General features: G+C 66.5%; 18 protein-coding genes. 13 read left to right on the forward strand and 5 right to left on the reverse strand.

Going from position 1 to position 17,212, the window contains the following annotated elements:
• Positions 1-4: 4 nt before the first annotated feature.
• Both ACXJJ8_RS01495 and ACXJJ8_RS01500 read right to left on the reverse strand, forming a co-directional pair.
• Positions 5-1,168, reverse strand: coding sequence for an acyl-CoA dehydrogenase family protein (locus ACXJJ8_RS01495; RefSeq protein ID WP_499026453.1), 1,164 nt, complete (start codon positions 1,166-1,168; stop codon positions 5-7).
• 101 nt (positions 1,169-1,269) lie between these two features.
• The gene (locus ACXJJ8_RS01500) at positions 1,270-2,094 is read right to left on the reverse strand and encodes a glycine zipper 2TM domain-containing protein (RefSeq protein WP_499027183.1); all 825 of its coding nucleotides are present in this window, start codon (positions 2,092-2,094) and stop codon (positions 1,270-1,272) included.
• A gap of 195 nt (positions 2,095-2,289) precedes the next feature.
• Between ACXJJ8_RS01500 and ACXJJ8_RS01505 the strand changes: the two genes are divergently transcribed.
• The 3 genes from ACXJJ8_RS01505 (at position 2,290) to ACXJJ8_RS01515 (ending at position 4,182) form a co-directional block, all read left to right on the forward strand.
• On the forward strand, positions 2,290-2,505 hold the full coding sequence (locus ACXJJ8_RS01505; protein WP_499026455.1) for a DUF6116 family protein: 216 nt from the start codon (positions 2,290-2,292) through the stop codon (positions 2,503-2,505).
• Positions 2,505-3,272 carry a TatD family hydrolase gene (locus tag ACXJJ8_RS01510; protein WP_499026457.1) on the forward strand — a complete coding sequence of 256 codons (768 nt, stop codon included), beginning with the start codon at positions 2,505-2,507 and terminating at the stop codon, positions 3,270-3,272. Before ACXJJ8_RS01505 ends, ACXJJ8_RS01510 begins: the two co-directional genes overlap by 1 nt.
• Before the next feature lie 538 nt (positions 3,273-3,810).
• Positions 3,811-4,182, forward strand: coding sequence for an XAC0095 family protein (locus tag ACXJJ8_RS01515; protein ID WP_499026458.1), 372 nt, complete (start codon positions 3,811-3,813; stop codon positions 4,180-4,182).
• A gap of 393 nt (positions 4,183-4,575) precedes the next feature.
• Here the strand turns inward: ACXJJ8_RS01515 and ACXJJ8_RS01520 are convergent, their stop codons facing one another.
• Entirely contained in the window at positions 4,576-5,376 is an 801-nt protein-coding gene (locus tag ACXJJ8_RS01520) for a tRNA threonylcarbamoyladenosine dehydratase (RefSeq protein WP_499026460.1), read from the reverse strand.
• A gap of 82 nt (positions 5,377-5,458) precedes the next feature.
• Between ACXJJ8_RS01520 and ACXJJ8_RS01525 the strand changes: the two genes are divergently transcribed.
• The 6 genes from ACXJJ8_RS01525 to ACXJJ8_RS01550 all read left to right on the forward strand — a co-directional run bounded on the left by ACXJJ8_RS01525 (position 5,459) and on the right by ACXJJ8_RS01550 (position 11,039).
• On the forward strand, positions 5,459-5,875 hold the full coding sequence (locus ACXJJ8_RS01525) for a hypothetical protein (RefSeq protein WP_499026461.1): 417 nt from the start codon (positions 5,459-5,461) through the stop codon (positions 5,873-5,875).
• 124 nt (positions 5,876-5,999) lie between these two features.
• On the forward strand, positions 6,000-6,461 hold the full coding sequence (locus tag ACXJJ8_RS01530) for a glycine zipper 2TM domain-containing protein (protein ID WP_499026463.1): 462 nt from the start codon (positions 6,000-6,002) through the stop codon (positions 6,459-6,461).
• Positions 6,462-6,684: 223 nt separating this feature from the next.
• Positions 6,685-7,794, forward strand: coding sequence for a M35 family metalloendopeptidase (locus ACXJJ8_RS01535; protein WP_499026465.1), 1,110 nt, complete (start codon positions 6,685-6,687; stop codon positions 7,792-7,794).
• 64 nt (positions 7,795-7,858) lie between these two features.
• Positions 7,859-8,347 (forward strand): DUF456 domain-containing protein, encoded by a 489-nt coding sequence (locus ACXJJ8_RS01540; protein WP_499026466.1) that lies wholly within the window; start codon positions 7,859-7,861, stop codon positions 8,345-8,347.
• A 95-nt stretch (positions 8,348-8,442) separates the two neighbouring features.
• Entirely contained in the window at positions 8,443-9,708 is a 1,266-nt protein-coding gene (locus tag ACXJJ8_RS01545; RefSeq protein ID WP_499026467.1) for a phospholipase D-like domain-containing protein, read from the forward strand.
• Positions 9,709-9,743: 35 nt separating this feature from the next.
• The gene (locus ACXJJ8_RS01550) at positions 9,744-11,039 is read left to right on the forward strand and encodes a mechanosensitive ion channel domain-containing protein (protein ID WP_499026468.1); all 1,296 of its coding nucleotides are present in this window, start codon (positions 9,744-9,746) and stop codon (positions 11,037-11,039) included.
• 3 nt (positions 11,040-11,042) lie between these two features.
• Here ACXJJ8_RS01550 and ACXJJ8_RS01555 read toward each other — a convergent pair whose 3' ends face one another.
• Complete coding sequence (locus tag ACXJJ8_RS01555) at positions 11,043-11,450, reverse strand: hypothetical protein (protein ID WP_499026469.1); 408 nt, start codon at positions 11,448-11,450, stop codon at positions 11,043-11,045.
• Positions 11,447-13,000, reverse strand: a complete 1,554-nt coding sequence (locus ACXJJ8_RS01560) for a fumarate hydratase (protein ID WP_499026470.1) — start codon at positions 12,998-13,000, stop codon at positions 11,447-11,449. The genes ACXJJ8_RS01555 and ACXJJ8_RS01560 overlap by 4 nt, the downstream gene beginning before the upstream one ends.
• A 97-nt stretch (positions 13,001-13,097) precedes the next feature.
• Here ACXJJ8_RS01560 and ACXJJ8_RS01565 point away from each other — a divergent pair, with 97 nt between their 5' ends.
• The 4 genes from ACXJJ8_RS01565 to ACXJJ8_RS01580 all read left to right on the forward strand — a co-directional run bounded on the left by ACXJJ8_RS01565 (position 13,098) and on the right by ACXJJ8_RS01580 (position 17,189).
• Positions 13,098-13,709, forward strand: coding sequence for an RNA polymerase sigma factor (locus ACXJJ8_RS01565; protein ID WP_499026471.1), 612 nt, complete (start codon positions 13,098-13,100; stop codon positions 13,707-13,709).
• Positions 13,699-14,247 carry a hypothetical protein gene (locus tag ACXJJ8_RS01570; RefSeq protein WP_499026473.1) on the forward strand — a complete coding sequence of 183 codons (549 nt, stop codon included), beginning with the start codon at positions 13,699-13,701 and terminating at the stop codon, positions 14,245-14,247. Before ACXJJ8_RS01565 ends, ACXJJ8_RS01570 begins: the two co-directional genes overlap by 11 nt.
• Positions 14,248-14,285: 38 nt before the next feature.
• Complete coding sequence (locus tag ACXJJ8_RS01575) at positions 14,286-15,191, forward strand: DUF4097 family beta strand repeat-containing protein (RefSeq protein WP_499026475.1); 906 nt, start codon at positions 14,286-14,288, stop codon at positions 15,189-15,191.
• 123 nt (positions 15,192-15,314) lie between these two features.
• The gene (locus ACXJJ8_RS01580) at positions 15,315-17,189 is read left to right on the forward strand and encodes an ABC transporter ATP-binding protein (protein ID WP_499026476.1); all 1,875 of its coding nucleotides are present in this window, start codon (positions 15,315-15,317) and stop codon (positions 17,187-17,189) included.
• Positions 17,190-17,212 lie beyond the last annotated feature (23 nt).

Below are 17,212 nucleotides of genomic sequence, written 5' to 3' on the forward strand. Positions count from 1 at the left end.
GGCGTCAGAACGCGCTGATGCCCGTGAGTTCGCGGCCGATCACCAACTGGTGCACGGTCTCCGTGCCTTCGTAGGTGATGACCGACTCGAGGTTGAGCGCGTGGCGGATCGCCGCGTGTTCGGTGGTGATGCCCGCGCCGCCGAGCAGGTCGCGGCATTCGCGCGCGATGTCGATGGCGATGCGGCAGTTGTTCCACTTCGCGAGGCTGACCTGCGAAGGCTGCATCTTGCCGGCGTCCTTCAATCGGCCGAGCTGCAGCACCAGCATCTGCGCGAGCGTGATGCGGCGGGCCATCTCGGCCATCTTGATCTGCGCGCTCTGCGTGGCCGCGACGGGACGGCCGAACAGCATGCGTTCCTTGGTGTAGTGCAGCACTTCGTCCAGGCACGCGATGGCCGCGCCGATCGGGCCCCACGTGATGCCGTAACGCGCCTGCGTCAAACAACCGAGCGGACCCTTGAGGCCCTTGACGTTCGGCAGGCGGCTGGAATCGGGCACGCGCACGTTGTCGAAGAACAGCGCGCTGGTCACCGAGGCGCGCAGCGACATCTTGTGCTTGATTTCCTGCGCGGCGAAGCCGGCCATGCCCTTCTCGACGATGAAGCCCTGGATGCCCTCGTCGGTCTGCGCCCACACGATCGCGATGTCGGCGAGGTTGCCGTTGGTGATCCACATCTTCGAGCCGTTGAGGACCCAGTCGTCGCCGTCGCGGCGCGCGTTGGTCTTCATGTTGGCCGGATCGGAGCCGCCCTGCGGTTCGGTCAGGCCGAAGCAACCGATCACCTTGCCGGCGGCCATGTCGGGCAGCCAGCGCGTGCGCTGTTCTTCCGAGCCGTAGGCGTAGATCGGATACATGCACAAGGAGGACTGCACGCTGACGAAGCTGCGGATGCCGCTGTCGCCGCGTTCCAGTTCCTGGCAGATCAGGCCGTAGCTGACGGCGTTGAGGCCGCCGCCGCCGTATTGTTCGGGCAGCGAGGAACCCAGCAGGCCGAGTTCGGCGATTTCACTTACCAGCTCGCGCGGGAAGCGGCCCTGGTCGAAGGCATCGCCGATGATCGGGATGACGCGTTCGTCGGTGAAGCGCGCGACCGTATCCTGGACGGCGCGCTCCTCTTCGCTGAGCAGGGAGCGGACGTCGTACAGATCGTAGGGATGCAGGGCCATTGGGGGCTTGGATGCGGACGGAAGCCCGGCATTGTAGGTAAAAAAAACGGGGCCGGATCGCTCCGGCCCCGTCTGGTAACGGTTTCCGCTTGCCTTGGGGCTTAGCCGTTGTCGTTGCTGCCCGACGCGGTGGCCACCTGCGTCATCACCTGGCCGTCGACCACCGGCAGGCGCTGGCCCGGCTTCTCGTCCATGCGCACGGTGTGTTCCTGGCCCTCGTAGCGGTAGGTCACGTCGTACCCCACGGTCCTGGACTCGCTGCCCAGCGAGATGCGGCTGCCCGGCTTGTCGCCGGTCCGCATCGTGCCGGTGGTGCCGTCCGGGTTGCGGTAGGTCACGTTCCACGCGACGGTGCGCGAGGACTGCGAGGTCGAGGTCTCGGTGTGGCACTGGCGCTCGGTCTTGTCGACGACCTTGCCGCCCACGTGGCGCTTGTCGATCTCGCGACCGGCGAAGCCACCAGCCACCGCACCGGCGACGGTCGCGGCCTTCTTGCCGTTGCCGCTGCCGACCTGGTTGCCCAGCAACCCGCCCACGACCGCACCGACGACGGTACCGCCGACGTTGCCGTCGCGTTCCGGGGCGCGTTCCTGCACCACGACGTCCTGGCAGACCTCGTGCGGCGAAGAGGTGGTGCTGGTTTCCTTGATCGGCTCGGTGCCGATGACCTGCGCGTAGAGCTTTTCGGACTTCTTGATCGGCTGCACGCCGATCACGTCGGCGTATTCGACCTTGGGGCTGGCCTGCACGCCGGTGTCGTCGAGCGGCTGGTCGGCGGCCGCATCGGCCGGGTTGGCGGCCAGCGACGGCGAGGCCTGCACGTCGGCGGCGACGTCGGCCTTGCCGCGGTTGTTCATGAAGGCGGCAGTGGCAACGCCGCCCACGAGCAGCGCGGCTAGGGCAATGGCGAGTGTGTTGTTCTTCAACATGGCGTGGCCTCCTGGGCCTTCGTACTTGCTTCGGCGGCACGAGCGCCGGCGTCGGAACGGATTCCAACACTTCCTTCCTGAACGGCCACCCCGCAATTTGACGAGTTCTTAACCGAATCGTGAAGCACGGCACGCTCGCTGCATGCTGCGTGCTAGCGTTGGATGAACGCAGCATTCAGGAGCGCATCGGACATGCCCAACCCCATCACCAACCGGGTGCTCGGGTTTCTGTCGAAATTGAGTTTCCCCCGCCTGTTCGTCATCACCGCGGCGCTGTTCGTCCTCGATACCCTGATTCCGGACTTCATTCCCTTCGCCGACGAAATCCTGCTCGGCCTGGGCACGCTGCTGTTCGCGGGCCTGCGCAGGCGCAAGACGCCCGACGTCATCGACACCCCGCGCCGCTGATGCACGCGCTGGTCGATACGCACTGCCACCTCGACGTTCCCGAATTCGACGCCGACCGCGACGCCGTCGTCGCACGAGCGCGAGAAGTCGGCGTTACGCGGCAGATCGTTCCGGCCATCGAAGCGAACACCTGGCCGGCGTTGCGGGATGCGTGTGCACGCGACGACGGCCTGTTCCCGGCTTACGGGATGCATCCGATGATGATCGCGGCGCATCGCGCGGCGCATTTGCGCGAATTGCGCGACTGGATCGAACGCGAGCGTCCCGTCGCCGTCGGCGAGTGCGGCCTGGACTATTGGGTGGAAGGCCTCGATCACGACGTGCAGTCAACGTATTTCGACGGGCAGCTCGCATTGGCGCGCGAATACGACCTGCCGGTCGTCGTGCATGCGCGGCGTGCGGTCGATGCGGTAATGGCGGCGATCAAGCGCGTCGGCAACCTGCGCGGCGTGATCCACAGTTACGCCGGCAGCGAGGAACAGGCGCGACAGCTGGCAGACCTGGGCTTCCTCATCGGCATCGGCGGACCGGTGACGTACGAGCGCGCAAAACGTGTGCGTCGCGTTGCGGCGACGGTGCCGCTGGAAACGCTGCTGCTGGAAACCGATGCACCGGATCAACCGGATTGCGCGCATCGCGGGCAACGCAATGAACCGGCGCGCATCGTGCGGGTGTTGGAGACGATCGCGGCTTTGCGCGATGAGGATCCGGCGGTGATCGCCGAGGCGACTACGCGGAATGCGGAGCGGTTGTTCCGGCTGGTTTGAGGCGTTACACCAGACGGGCGCTTTGGGATGCTCGACAGCACTGTGGGGAATGGGTGCGTCGATCCTTGATTGATTCGCGCCAACTGCCAGCACACCCGAGGGACGGAACGTCACCCACCTCGGCGCGCGCACCGGCGTGCTGCGTCACCGTGTGGCAGGCGCCGTTCCTCGCGGCGATCTGAGAGCGGCACCCCTCTCCCTGCGGGAGAGGGGTTGAGTGAGGATCCTGCCCTTCTGGGCGGGGGTTAGGCGGTCTTGACTCGGTCCGCAACGGACTCGCTTGCTTCGGCAAAACACTTGGGTGCGTTTGCAACGGACTCAGTTCAATTGGCAACGCGCCCGAGTCCGATTGCAACGGACTCAGTTCAGCCGGCAGCGGAACCAGGGCCGTTTGCAATGAACCCAGTTCCACCCGCGACCGACTTGAGTCCGATTTCCCGGGGCCGGAGTTCAATGGACGACAGGGCTGGTTCTTTCGAAAAGGGACTGCGTTCAATCGGTGCCCGACTGGAGTCGGCTGAGAACAAAGTCGAGTCCGATGGCGGGTGACCTGGCTTCGATTGTGACGTTGCCGCGTCGCTTCAGCGCTGTTCCGGCCACGCTGCAAGACCTTCCAAGTACTCATCAGGAACACTCGCGCCGAACACACGCTCACCTCAGTGGCAGCGACGCGAATCTGCGTCGGGAGGGTGGCTCAATAAAAAAAGCGCATCGCGAGCTGGTCGAGTTGCGCGAACACATGCGAGTGATGGGCAGGCTTGCAGAGCCTGGGACGGAGGCTGCCAGCGGGTACGACAAGCTGCTACGTCCACATTCCTTCGCATGGGTATTCAAGCGCGTCGGTCTCGCCATTGACCGTGTACTTGAGTCGACGTATTGGTCCGCTGAGATACAGAAGCGCGCGCGCTGAAGCCACCGCCCGCCCCAACCCGTCTCCCGCAGGGAGAGGGGCGCCGCGCTCAGATCGCCGCGAGGAACGTCGCCTGCCACACGGTGACGCAGCACGACGGTGCGCGCGCCGAGGTGGGTGACGTTCCGTCCGTCTGGTGTGCTGGCAGTTGGCGCGAATCACTCCAGCGCCGACGCGCCCATTCAACACAGTGCTGTCGCGCAGCCATCCGCTGTAGTGCGCAGCGGTCGTCGCGTTGGGGGCCTCATTGCGGAGCGTGGGCTCTTGCGGAGCAATGAGGCCACCAATGCGGCGTGCCGATGCGCCCGTCTGGTGCCAACGCACTCAACTGCCGATGCGCCCGTCTGGTGCCAACGCACTCAACTGCCAATGCGCCCATCTGGTGGAAACACCTCAAACCGCGACGGCTTTCGCCTTCAACAACACTTCCATCGCCTTCCCCACCGCCGCGAACGCGAACGCGCCCGTGACATGCGTCGCCGCGCCCAGGCCGGCGCCGCAATCCAGTTTCAACGCCGCATCGGCCTCGAGCTGCGGCCGCAATCCGCACACGCTGCCATCGGGCTGCGGATAGCGCACGTTCTCCAGCGAATACACCGCCGAAATGCCGAAGTAACGATCCTTGCTGYGCGGAAAATTGAACTCGCCGCGCAGCTTCTTGCGGATCAACGACAACATCGCATCGTGTTCGGTGCGCGACAGATCGCGCACGCGCACTTGGGTGGGGTCGGTGCGGCCGCCGGCGGAACCGACGGTGATCATCGGCAGCTTGCGGCGGCGGCACCAGGCGATCGACGTCACCTTGGTGCGAAAACTGTCGCATGCATCGAGCACCAGATCGAACTTGCGATCGAGCAACGTGTCCAGGTTGGCCTGCGTGAGGAAATGCTGCACCGGATCGACGTCGATCTGCGGATGGATCGCACGGATGCGTTCGGCCATCACCTCGGCCTTGTTGCGACCGTAGTTGCCGGTCAGTGCGGGGAGCTGCCGGTTGGTGTTCGACACGCACAGATCGTCCGCGTCGACCAGCGTCAGATGTCCGACGCCCGAACGCGCGAGCGCCTCGGCCGCCCACGCGCCGACGCCGCCCAGGCCGATGACGGCCACGCGGCGCGTGTCGAGGCGTTCCACCGCGCCGCGCCCATAGAGCCGGTCGATGCCGGCGAAGCGGTCCCGCAAGTCCTGTCGCATGGCGCGCATTCTAGCGAACCACGCGCGTGGGCCCGGCCCTCTGCTACCCTCGCCGCCACACCATCCACGCAGGAGCACGGACATGGCAGGCACCGGGGCGCGTTACTTCTTCCTCTTCCTCGTCGGCCTGGTGGTGGGCGCCGTCCTTACCGTGATGGGCATACGGACCTGGCAGGCGCGGCAGGACCCATTCCCCGATGCGTTGATGCACGTGCAGCAATGGCATGCGGTGCAACTGAAGAACAACCTCGAGGCCAACCGCTGCAACGCGACCGACACGCTGCCGCACTTCAGTGCGTTGCGCGTGACCGCCGACGACATCGAGTCCGCCTTCCCCGACCTGCGCGACGACGCGCGCTTCACCAAGGCCGCAAGTGGTTTCCGCGCGGCGCTGGATGCCGCGCGCGCGAATCCGCCGCTCAACTGTCCCGCTTTGGGCAAGACGATGGAATCCATCGGCAACGCGTGCAAGGCATGCCACCAGGATTTCCGCGATTGATCGACTGAAGATTGTGCAACTGAACACGCGCTGATGCGCGCGCGGGAAAACCCGCGCGCTTGATGCCCTGTTCACCGCGCGGCTCACAGCATCGGTGGCGGACCAACACCGACAGGAGAGTCGCATGAAGATGCACATGCTTGCCGCAGCCGCCGTCGCCACCCTCGCGCTCGCGGGCTGCGCATCGACGTCGCCGTCCTACAACGGCAACACCGGTTACAACACGCCGCCGCCGGCACAGAGTTGCTACGACTGCGGCACCGTCACCCGCATCGACGCAATCGGCGGGCAGCAGACCAACGGCGCCACCGGCGCAGTGTTGGGTGGCGTGGTCGGCGCAGTCGCGGGCCACGAGCTTGCGAAGAACTCGAGCGATGGCAAACAGAATGCCGCGACGGTCGCAGGTGCGGTCGGCGGCGCGGTGGCCGGCTCGGCGATCCAGAAGAACATGAACAAGGCGCAGAGCTACAACGTCTACGTGCGCATGGACAACGGCAACACGGTCACGCTCAACCAGGCCGATGTCGGCGGGATCCGTGAAGGCTCCTACGTGCGGGTCTACAACGGTCGCGCCTGGACAAACTGATCAGTACGACCAGCCTGGTCGTCCCAGCCCCTGATCGTCTTGATGGAGGCCGCCCCCGGGCAGCCTCCTTTTTTTCGCCCTCGTCACGCCCGCTTCGCGCATATGCCGCGGGCGGCGCACTGCTGCAGCGCAGAATGCGGGCGAGGCTGCCCGGGCCTAAGGTCGGCCAGTCCGCCGCAGAGCGGACATCGCGCTTCCAACCACTTCCGGGGGTTCCACTCGCATGAAACTGTCCGTCAGCCAGACCGTCGTCGCATCCGCCCTCCTCGCCGGTTCGATCGCCGCGGTCTCGACCGCCGCACCGCCTTCGGCGCGCAACAACCCGTTGCAAGTCAGCATGGTCGCCGCCACCGGCAAGGCCAGCGACTTCCTGGGCGCCGTCGAAGTGCGCATCACCAACACCAGCCGCAACACGGTCCGGGTGCCGAAGTGGCAACTCCCGTCGGACTTCCTCGAAGCGCGCCTGTTCCAGGTGAGCCGCGACGGCAAGCCGGTGCAGTACGAAGGCCCGCTGGTGAAGCGCGGCCTGCCGACCGCCGCGGACTTCGCGATCATCCGCCCGGGCGATACCTATGTCGCGAAGGTGGATCTCTCGGCTGCCTACGACCTCGCGCAGTCCGGCCAATACACCGTGACCTTCGCATCCCCCCTGCAACACGCTTCGCTCTCGACCGGCGCGATGTTGCGCCAGGCCACCGGCGCGCCGATGATCGCGCGCTCCGCGCCACTGCGCCTGTGGGTGGACGGCCGCGACCAACTGCTCGGCAAGGCCGGCGGAAGCAGGGCCAAGCCGCCGTCCGGCGGCGGCACCGTCGTCAACGGCGTGAGCTACGTCGGTTGCACGACCTCGCAGATCAGCACCGCGGGCAGCGCGGTGAACAGCGCGCGCACCTACACCGAAAACGCGAAGGGCTATCTCAACGCCGGCACCGCGGGCCCGCGTTACACGACGTGGTTCGGCAGCTATACCTCGGCGCGCTACAGCACGGCGAAATCGCACTTCACTTCGATCGATGCGGCAATGGACCAGAGCGCCGGGCAGGTGAAGATCAACTGCGGCTGCAACCAGAACTACTACGCCTACGTCTATCCGACGCGCCCGTACGAAATCTTCGTGTGCCGCGCGTTCTGGAGCGCACCGCTGACGGGCACCGATTCCAAGGCCGGTACGCTGGTGCACGAGATGAGCCACTTCAACGTCACCGCCGGCACCGACGACCACGTGTACGGGCAGGCGGGCGCGAAGAACCTGGCGATCACCGATCCGGCTTCGGCACTGGACAACGCGGACAGCCACGAATACTTCGCGGAGAACAATCCGTCGCAGAACTGAGGCAAGATGCAAAACAAAAACCCGGCCGAAAGGCCGGGTTTTTCATGCCCCCACGAGGATGCCGATGACCCAACAAGCCCTGCTTTACGCCATCGCCGCCCTGCTCGTCCTCGTCGGCCTCGTCGGCGTCGTCCTGCCCGCCTTGCCCGGCCTGCCGCTGGTGTTCGCCGGCATGTTGGTGGCCGCGTGGGCCGGCGGTTTCCAGGAGATCGGCTGGGTCACGCTTGTGGTGCTCGGCCTGATGACCGCGGTGTCGTTCGTGATCGATTTCTGGGCGACCGCGCACGGCGCCAAGCGCGTCGGCGCCAGCAAGCAGGCGATCTGGGGCGCGGTGCTCGGCACCTTCGCCGGCCTGTTCGTCATGCCGCCGCTGGGGTTGTTCGTCGGGCCCTTCGTGGGCGCGCTCATCGGCGAGTTGATCCATGGCCGGGAAATCCGCCAGGCGGCGAAGGTGGGCTTCGGCACGTGGCTCGGCATCGTGCTGGGCATCGTCCTCAAGCTGGGGCTCGCCTTCGCGATGCTCGGGGTGTTCGCCTTCGCGTGGTTCTTCTAGCGCGCCCCACCCCATTCACGCGGGGGCTGCGGCCGCTTCTTTAACGTCGGTGTTCCTTCGACCCGGGGCGCGCGATGCGCTGGAGCAAGACCCGAATGCTGACCGTCGTGATCGTCACCGTGCTCGTGACAGGGTTGGTCGTCGTCCTCGGCCTCAACTTCGTCAAGCCCGAAAAACAGATCGAAAAGAAGGTCGAACACCGGTACGCGGTGTCCGACCCGCAGTTCCGTCGCGAAATGGGCGTGCTGCTCGGCCCTGCGATCGTTTCGCACAACGTGATCCAGGATTTGCAGAACGGCGACGAGATCTTCCCCGCGATGCTCGAAGGCATCCGCGGTGCGAAGAAGACGATCAGCTTCGAAACCTACATCTACTGGGAAGGCCAGATCGGCCGCGAGTTCGCCGCCGCCCTGTGCGAGCGCGCGAAGGCCGGCGTACAAGTGCACGTCACCATCGACTGGGCCGGCAGCTACAACATGGAAGCCTCGCTGCTCGACCAGATGAAGCAGGCGGGCGTGCACGTCGTGCGCTATCGCCCGCTGCACTGGTACAACCTGGCGCGCATGAACAACCGGACGCATCGCAAGCTGCTGATCATCGACGGGCGCGTGGGATTCACCGGCGGCGTGGGCATCGGCGACCCGTGGCGGGGCCATGGGCAGGACAAGGACCATTGGCGCGACATGCATTTCCGCGTCGAAGGCCCTGTCGTCGCGCAATTCCAGGCCGCGTTCAACGACAACTGGATCAAGACGACGGGCGAGGTGCTCAACGGCGCCGACAATTTCCCGAAACTCGAAAGCGCCGACGGCATGGACGCGCACATGTTCATCAGCTCGCCCAATGGCGGCAGCGAGAGCATGCACCTGATGTACCTGATGACCATCGCCGCGGCCGAGCACACGATCGACCTGGAAGCGGCCTACTTCATCCCCGACGAACTGATCACCGGTGCGCTGCTCGCGGCGCGCAAGCGCGGAGTGCGCATCCGCGTGATCGTGCCGGGCAAGAACACCGACTCCGACGCCGCGCGCCACGCTTCGCGCATGGATTGGGGCCCGTTGCTCAAGGCCGGCATCGCGATCAGCGAATACGAACCGACCATGTTCCACAACAAGATGCTGATCGTGGACAAGGAGATGACGTCGGTGGGTTCGACCAACTTCGACCTGCGCAGCTTCCGCCTCAACGACGAGGCGAGCCTCAACGTGTACGACGCGGGCTTCGCCGACCGCATGACGCATATCTTCGAGCAGGACCTGGCCAAGTCGAAGGGCTACACCTACCAGATGTGGGAAAAGCGACCGCTGAAGGAGAAGTTCATCGAGCGCGTGATCCTGCCGATCCGCTCGCAGTTGTAGACTGGCGGGGCCTCTCCGACGCCACGACGGTGCGAATGACCCGATCGATCGCCGCGCGCATTGCGCCCCTGTTGCTCCTGTTGTCCTTCGCCTCGCATGCCGGCGCGCCCGCCACGACGGTGCCTGCGGCGGCGTCCTCGGTCGCCGTCGATGCGACCGACCGCGCGCTGGGCAAGCGCGTGGAAGCCCGCCTGGCCTCGCAACCGCAACTGCGCGATGTCGAAGCGAGCGTGATCAATCGCGTCGCGATGCTGCGTGGCCAAGCGGTGACGAAGGCCGACATCGACATGGCGGGCGCCATCGCCTCGCAGACAGCCGGGGTGACGGGCGTCGAGAACCGCGTCGAGCTCAGCACGAAGTTGTCCGACCGCTTCCAGGTCGCGATGCAGGCCGTCACCGAAAAGCTCGTGCGCCTGGTCGCGGCGACGCCCTTGCTGGTCATCGCATTCGCGATCGTGCTGCTGGCCGCCTGGATCGGCCGCGGCCTGTCGCGCCGCATGCGCTGGATGGCGCGCGTGCACAGCAACAACCCCTACATGGAAGCCCTGCTCCGCCGCACAGTGCAGGGCGCGATCACCCTGATCGGCATCCTGGTCGCGCTCGACCTGTTGGGTGCTTCCTCGCTCGTCGGCGCGGTGCTCGGGTCGGCGGGCGTCATCGGCCTGGTGCTCGGTTTCGCGTTCAAGGACATCGCCGAGAATTACATCGCCGGCATCCTGCTCAGCCTGCGCCGGCCGTTCGCGCCAGGCGACCACGTCGTCGTGGATCGCGTGCACGAAGGCAAGGTGGTCGCGCTCACGTCGCGCACGACGCTGCTCATGACGCTCGACGGCAACCAGGTGGCGTTGCCGAACGCGCTGGTATTCCGGTCGGTCGTGCTCAATTACTCGGAGAACCCGAAGCGCCGTTTCGATTTCATCGTGCCGCTCGATCCGGGCGCCTCGGTGGGCGATGCGCTGAAGTTCGGCCTGGAGCGGCTGCGCGGGATCAAGGGCGTGCTCGAAGATCCGCAGCCCAACGCGCTGATCGTCGAATACCTGCACGACCAATTGAAGGCGCAATTCCTCGGCTGGGTGGACCAGCGCGAAAACAGCGTGCCGCGTGTGCGCAGCGAAGCCATGCGCGCGGTGAAGTCCGCGCTCGACAAGGGCGGCGTGCGCCGCGCCGGCACGCCCGCGCCGGCGATGGCGCCGTCCGTGCCGCCGGTGGAACACGCGATGCATGTCGACACGTCGAAAGACAAGGAGATCGACGCGCAGCTCGCCGAGGCGCAGCGCAAGTCCGAAGACGTGAACCTGCTCGACGACAAGAATCCCGCGTCGCCAAGCTGAAGGCTACTCGCCGTACATCAGCCAGTGGCGCGCGACGAATTCGTCGTTGGTGACGTAGACCTGCACGCCGCGTTCGCTGGCGAGGATCGAACCGTGCTCGCTGCCCTGCAGGTCGTCCTGCAGTTCGACGAAGGCGGTGCGGATTGCGCCGAAGCCGGCGTCGGCCATCGCGGCGATGACGGTGTCCACTTGTTCCAGCGGCACCGTGCCGTCGAGGTCTTCGACCACCAGCAGGCGCGTCGCGCCATGTGCGCGGCAATGTTCGCCGAGCAATTGCCACATCGCGATGGAGACTGCCAGGCAGTCGCGGCCTTCGTGCACATAGGCGCGCACGTAACCGTGGTGCTGTTCGAATCGCACCTTGAAGGCTTGGCCGTGCGCGTGGTGTTCGACCAGGATGGGGGCGATCACGCGACGACCACCGGGATTTTCCCGATGCGCGCCTGCCATTGTTTCGGGCCGGTCTCGTGCACCGACGCGCCCTTCGAATCGACCGCAACCGTCACCGGCATGTCCTGCACGGTGAACTCGTAGATCGCTTCCATGCCGAGGTCTTCGAAGGCGACGACCTTCGATGCCTTGATCGCCTTCGAGACGAGATACGCCGCGCCGCCGACTGCCATCAGGTACGCCGAGCCGTGCTTGCGGATCGCTTCGATCGCGGCCGGGCCGCGTTCGGCCTTGCCGACCATGCCGAGCAGGCCGGTCTGCGCGAGGACCTGTTCGGTGAACTTGTCCATGCGCGTGGCCGTGGTCGGGCCGGCGGGGCCGACGACTTCGTCGCGCACCGGATCGACCGGGCCGACGTAGTAGATGAATCGGCCGCGCAAATCGACGGGCAAGGATTCGCCGCGGTTCAGCATCTCGACGATGCGCTTGTGCGCGGCATCCCGGCCGGTGAGCAGCTTGCCGTTGAGCAGCAGCACTTCGCCAGGTTGCCAGGATGCGAGATCGTCTTTCGTGAGCGTGTCGAGGTTCACGCGACGGCCCTTGCTCGCGTCGTAGGTGAGCTTCGGCCAATCTTCGAGCGAGGGCGGTTCGAGCATCACCGGCCCGCTGCCGTCGAGCACGAAGTGCGCGTGGCGCGTGGCGGCGCAGTTGGGGATCATCGCGATCGGCAGGTTCGCCGCGTGCGTCGGGTAATCCTTCACCTTGATGTCGAGCACGGTGGTCAGGCCACCCAGGCCCTGCGCGCCGATGCCGAGCGCGTTGACCTTGTCGTAGAGTTCCAGGCGCAGTTCTTCTGCGCGGTTGGATGCGCCGCGCGCTTGCAACTCGACGATGTCGATCGGCTCCATCAGCGCTTCCTTCGCCAGCAGCATCGCCTTCTCGGCGGTGCCGCCGATGCCGATGCCGAGCATGCCCGGCGGGCACCAGCCGGCGCCCATGGTCGGCACGGTCCTGAGCACCCAGTCGACGATGGAATCGGACGGGTTGAGCATCGCGAACTYCGACTTGGCTTCCGATCCACCGCCCTTGGCCGCGACGATCACCTCGACCGTGTTGCCCGGCACGACGCGGACATTGACCACGCCCGGCGTGTTGTCCTTCGTGTTGGTGCGCTTGCCCGCCGGATCGGCGAGCACGCTGGCGCGCAGCTTGTTGTCGGGATGGTTGTAGGCGCGGCGCACGCCTTCGTGGACCATCTCCTCCACGCCCATCGTTGCGTCGTCCCAGCGCACGTCCATGCCGATGGTCAGGAACACCGTGACGATGCCGGTGTCCTGGCAGATCGGGCGGTGGCCTTCGGCGCACATGCGCGAATTGATCAGGATCTGGGCGATGGCGTCCTTCGCGGCGACGCTCTGTTCGCGCTCGTACGCGGCGGACAGGTTCCGGATGTAGTCGACCGGGTGGTAGTAGGAGATGTACTGCAGGGCGTCGGCGACCGACTGGATCAGGTCTTCCTGGCGGATCGAGCTGGGGCCTGCTGGACGAACGGACGGCGAAACCTGGGTCACGGGACAACCGGGGGGCGTGCGAAAGGGCGGATTCTAGCCCGACGGCGCCTCACGAGCGGCTCTAAACCTTGCCGGCGGAACGTGCATCAGTGTGGTTATGCTGACCTCCGCCGTGACCGCATGGACATCACCCGCCCCAGCAGCGCTCCCGTCCGCCGAACCCGGCGAGGACGTGGATGGCGCGTTGGTGCGCGCGGCGGGGCGTGGCGACGCGAGCGCTTTCGAGGCGCTGTACCGGCGCCATAACGCCCGGGTCCACGGCGTGATCATGCGCCTGGTGGGAGGGCATGCCGGCCGCGCGGAAGACCTCACACAGGAAGCCTTCGTGCGGTGCTGGCAGGCGCTGCCGGGGTATCGGTTCGAAAGTGCGTTTACCACCTGGCTGCATCGCCTGGCCGTGAACACCGCCCTGATGGAGCTGCGCGCGCGCCGGAGCCGGCCGCAGGCCAGCGACGACGAGGACGCGCTCGACATGCTCGGCACGCCCGATTCCGCCGGCCATGGCACTGCGCTGACGATGGACCTGGAGCGCGCCGTGGCCACGTTGCCTCCACGGGCGCGGGCGGTGCTGGTCCTGCACGACGTGGAAGGTTGGAAGCACGAAGAGATCGCCACCGAACTCGGCATGGCGGTCGGCAGTTCGAAGGCCCAGTTGCATCGCGCGCGCGGATTGCTGCGCACGCGTCTCGGAGGTTCCCATGACGCATGACATCGACAATCAAGACCGCCCGCTCTTCGACAGCATGCTTCCCGACGCACTGCGATGGGAATTGCGCGCACTGCGCAAGGACGTGGCACCGGCCGCCGACCTCTGGCCTTCGATCGCCGCGCGCATCGCCGCGACGCCGCAAGTCGCGCGGACGCCGGTCCGCAAGTCCTGGCGTCCCCTCCTTCCGCTCGCCACCGCGGCCTCGCTCGCATTGGCGCTCGGCATCGCCTGGCAGGTGCGCCCCGTGGCACCGGAAACCGCGCCCATCGGCGACAGCGTGCACGGCCGCATCATCGCCGTCGAAGCAGAAGCGATGACGCGCGAATACCAGGCGGCACTGAAGGAAATCGACGCCTACACGCCGCCGCCGGCGAAGGGCACCCCCGCACTCAAGGTGCTCGACCGCAGCGCCGCGCAGATTCGCACCGCGCTGGCGCGCGACCCGGACGCGCGGTTCCTGCTCGATCGCCTGCAACGCACCTACACGCGGCGCCTGGAGCTCACCCAGCGCCTGGCCCGCACGTCGCTCGCCAGCTGACCGGCGCGCGCCCGCACCATTTTTTCGGAGACACCTCGATGACCCGCTCGCTGATTGCACTCACCCTCCTGGCCTGCGTGGCCGCACCCTCGGCGTGGGCCGCCACGCCGATCAACGAAACCCGCGCGCTCGACGCGCGCGGCCACATCGAGATTGAAAACCTCAAGGGCCGCATCCAGGTCCGCACGTGGGACAAGAAGGAAGTCCACATCGGCGGCAGCCTCGGCAAGGGCGTCGAGAAGTTGGTGATCGACGGCGACGAGAGCGACCTGGTCGTGCGCGTGGAATATCCGCGCGGCCGCAGCGGCTTTCGCAACAACGACAACACCGAGCCGACCGACCTGATCCTCAACGTGCCGGTGCTCGCCGAGCTGGAGATCGATTCGGTCTCGGCGACCGTCGACGTCGTCGGTACCGCGGGCGAGTCGCTGCAGATCGACAGCGTGAGYGGCGATGTCACCGTCGCCGGCGCGCCGCGCGAAGCCGACATCGAAAGCGTCAGCGGCGATCTCACGCTTACGCTGAACACCCGCGATGTCAAAGCCTCGTCGGTCAGCGGCGACCTCAGCCTGCGCGGCAAGCTCGACGGCGAGATGTCGGTGGAAACCGTCTCGGGCAACATCGAAGCCGACTCCAACGGCAAGCTGCTGCGCCACATTTCGGTCTCCACCGTCTCCGGCGACGCCAAGGTCCGCGCCGGCCTGCAGAACGGCGGCGAGTTCAAGTCCGAATCGGTCAGCGGCGACCTGCACCTGATTCTCCCGAAGAACACCTCGGCGCAAGCCTCGGGCGAAACCTTCAGCGGCGACCTCACCGCGCCGGGCGCGAAGATCGAACGTCCGAAGTACGGCCCGGGTGCGAGCTTCGAGCACCGCTACGGCTCGGGCAACGGCCTGATCCGCATCGAGACCTTCTCGGGCGATGCGGAACTTGTCTTCGAGTAAGGGGTCGTAACCAGTACGCAGCCGGGTCTCCCCTCCCCGGTTTCGTCCCTCGGGGGGCGCGGTGCAAGGCCGCGCCCCCTATCTTTTTTCCGCCATCACCCGCGGGCCGCGACACTGGCGGGAATGGCTCAGCCTGTTCGCCCGCCCGCCCCCAGACAGGGTGAGAACCCAACGCTGCGCCAACGCGTCGGCGCCCTGCGCAACCTGCCGCCGTTCCTGCGCGAAATCTGGGCGACCTCGCGCCCGCTGACGATCACCAGCCTGGGCCTGCGCCTGGTACGCGCGCTGTTGCCGATCGCCACGCTCTACGTCGGCAAGCTGATCATCGACGAGGCGGTGCGCCTGGTCGGCCAGGGCCTGGCGTTCGAATCCCTCCCCGCCGCATGGCACGGCGGCGCGATCGATCACCTGCTCACCTTGCTGCTCCTGGAATTCGGCCTGGCCATCGCCTCCGACCTGCTCGGCCGCCTGGTGAGTTACGCCGACTCGGTGCTCTCGGAGATGTTCACCAACGCCACCAGCGTGCGCCTGATGGAACACGCGGCGACATTGGACCTGGAGGATTTCGAGGACCCCGAACTGCAGGATCGCCTGGATCGGGCGCGCCGCCAGACGATGGGCCGCATGAACCTGCTCAGCCAGTTGTTCGGGCAGGTGCAGGACGCGGTGACGGTCGCGAGTTTCATCGCGGGGCTGGTCGTTTACGCACCGTGGTTGATCGTGTTGCTCGGTGTCGCGTTGATTCCGGCGTTCGTCGGCGAGTCGCACTTCAACGCGCTCAACTACCAACTCAACTTCCAGTGGACGCCGGAGCGCCGGCAGCTCGAATACCTCCGCCAGATGGGCGCGAGCGTCGAGACCGCGAAGGAAGTGAAGATCTTCAACCTGCACCGTTACTTCATCGCGCGGTACCGGGCGCTGTCCTCGCACTTCCTCGTGGCGAACCGCAGCCTCGCGCGCCGCTGCGCCTTGTGGGGCACGCTGCTGGCGGCCTTCGGCACGCTCGGCTACTACCTCGCCTACGGTTACATCGCCTGGCGCACGGTGAAGGGCGATTTCAGCATCGGCGACCTGACCTTCCTCGCCGGCAGTTTCCGCCGGCTGCGGCAATTGCTCGAAGGGTTGCTCGTCGGGTTTTCGCAGGTCGCGGGGCAAGCGCTGTATCTCGACGATCTGTATTCGTTCTTCGAGATCGAACCGGAAATCCGTTCGGGGCCGGGCGCCATCCCGATCCCGCGACCGATCGCGCACGGCTTCGTCTTCGAAGGTGTCGGCTTCCGCTACCCCGATGCCGAGCGCTGGGCCTTGCGCGGCCTGGATTTCGAATTGCGCGCAGACGAAGTGCTCGCGCTCGTCGGCGAAAACGGCGCGGGCAAGACCACGCTCGTCAAACTGCTCGCGCGCCTGTACGACCCCGACGAGGGCCGCATCCTGCTCGACGGCCGCGACCTGCGCGACTACGACCTGGACGACCTGCGCGCGAACATCGGCGTGATCTTCCAGGACTTCGTGCGCTACCACCTCACCGCGGCGGAGAACATCGGTGTCGGCCAGATCGACGCGATGGACGATCGCGCGCGCATCGAAGAAGCAGCGCGGCGCGCGTTCGCCGAGCAGGTCGTCTCCGGGTTGCCCAACGGCTACGACCAGGTGATCGGCCGCCGCTTCCGCACGGGCGTGGACCTCTCCGGCGGGCAATGGCAGAAGATCGCGATCGCACGCGCCTACATGCGCGATGCGCAGGTCATGATCCTGGACGAACCCACCGCCGCGCTCGATGCACGCAGCGAGTTCGAAGTCTTCCAGCGCTTCAAGGAACTCTCCCACGGGCGCACGGCGGTGCTGATCTCGCACCGGTTCTCGAGCGTGCGCATGGCCGACCGTATCCTCGTGCTGGACGAAGGGCGCCTGGAAGCCAGCGGGACGCACGCGCAGCTGCTTGCGCAGGGCGGCCGATACGCGGAACTGTTCGAACTGCAGGCGGCGGGGTACCGTTAGGCCTCGACGCGCTCCACCGGAGA

It is taken from the genome of Lysobacter sp. P5_C4 (assembly GCF_054049695.1).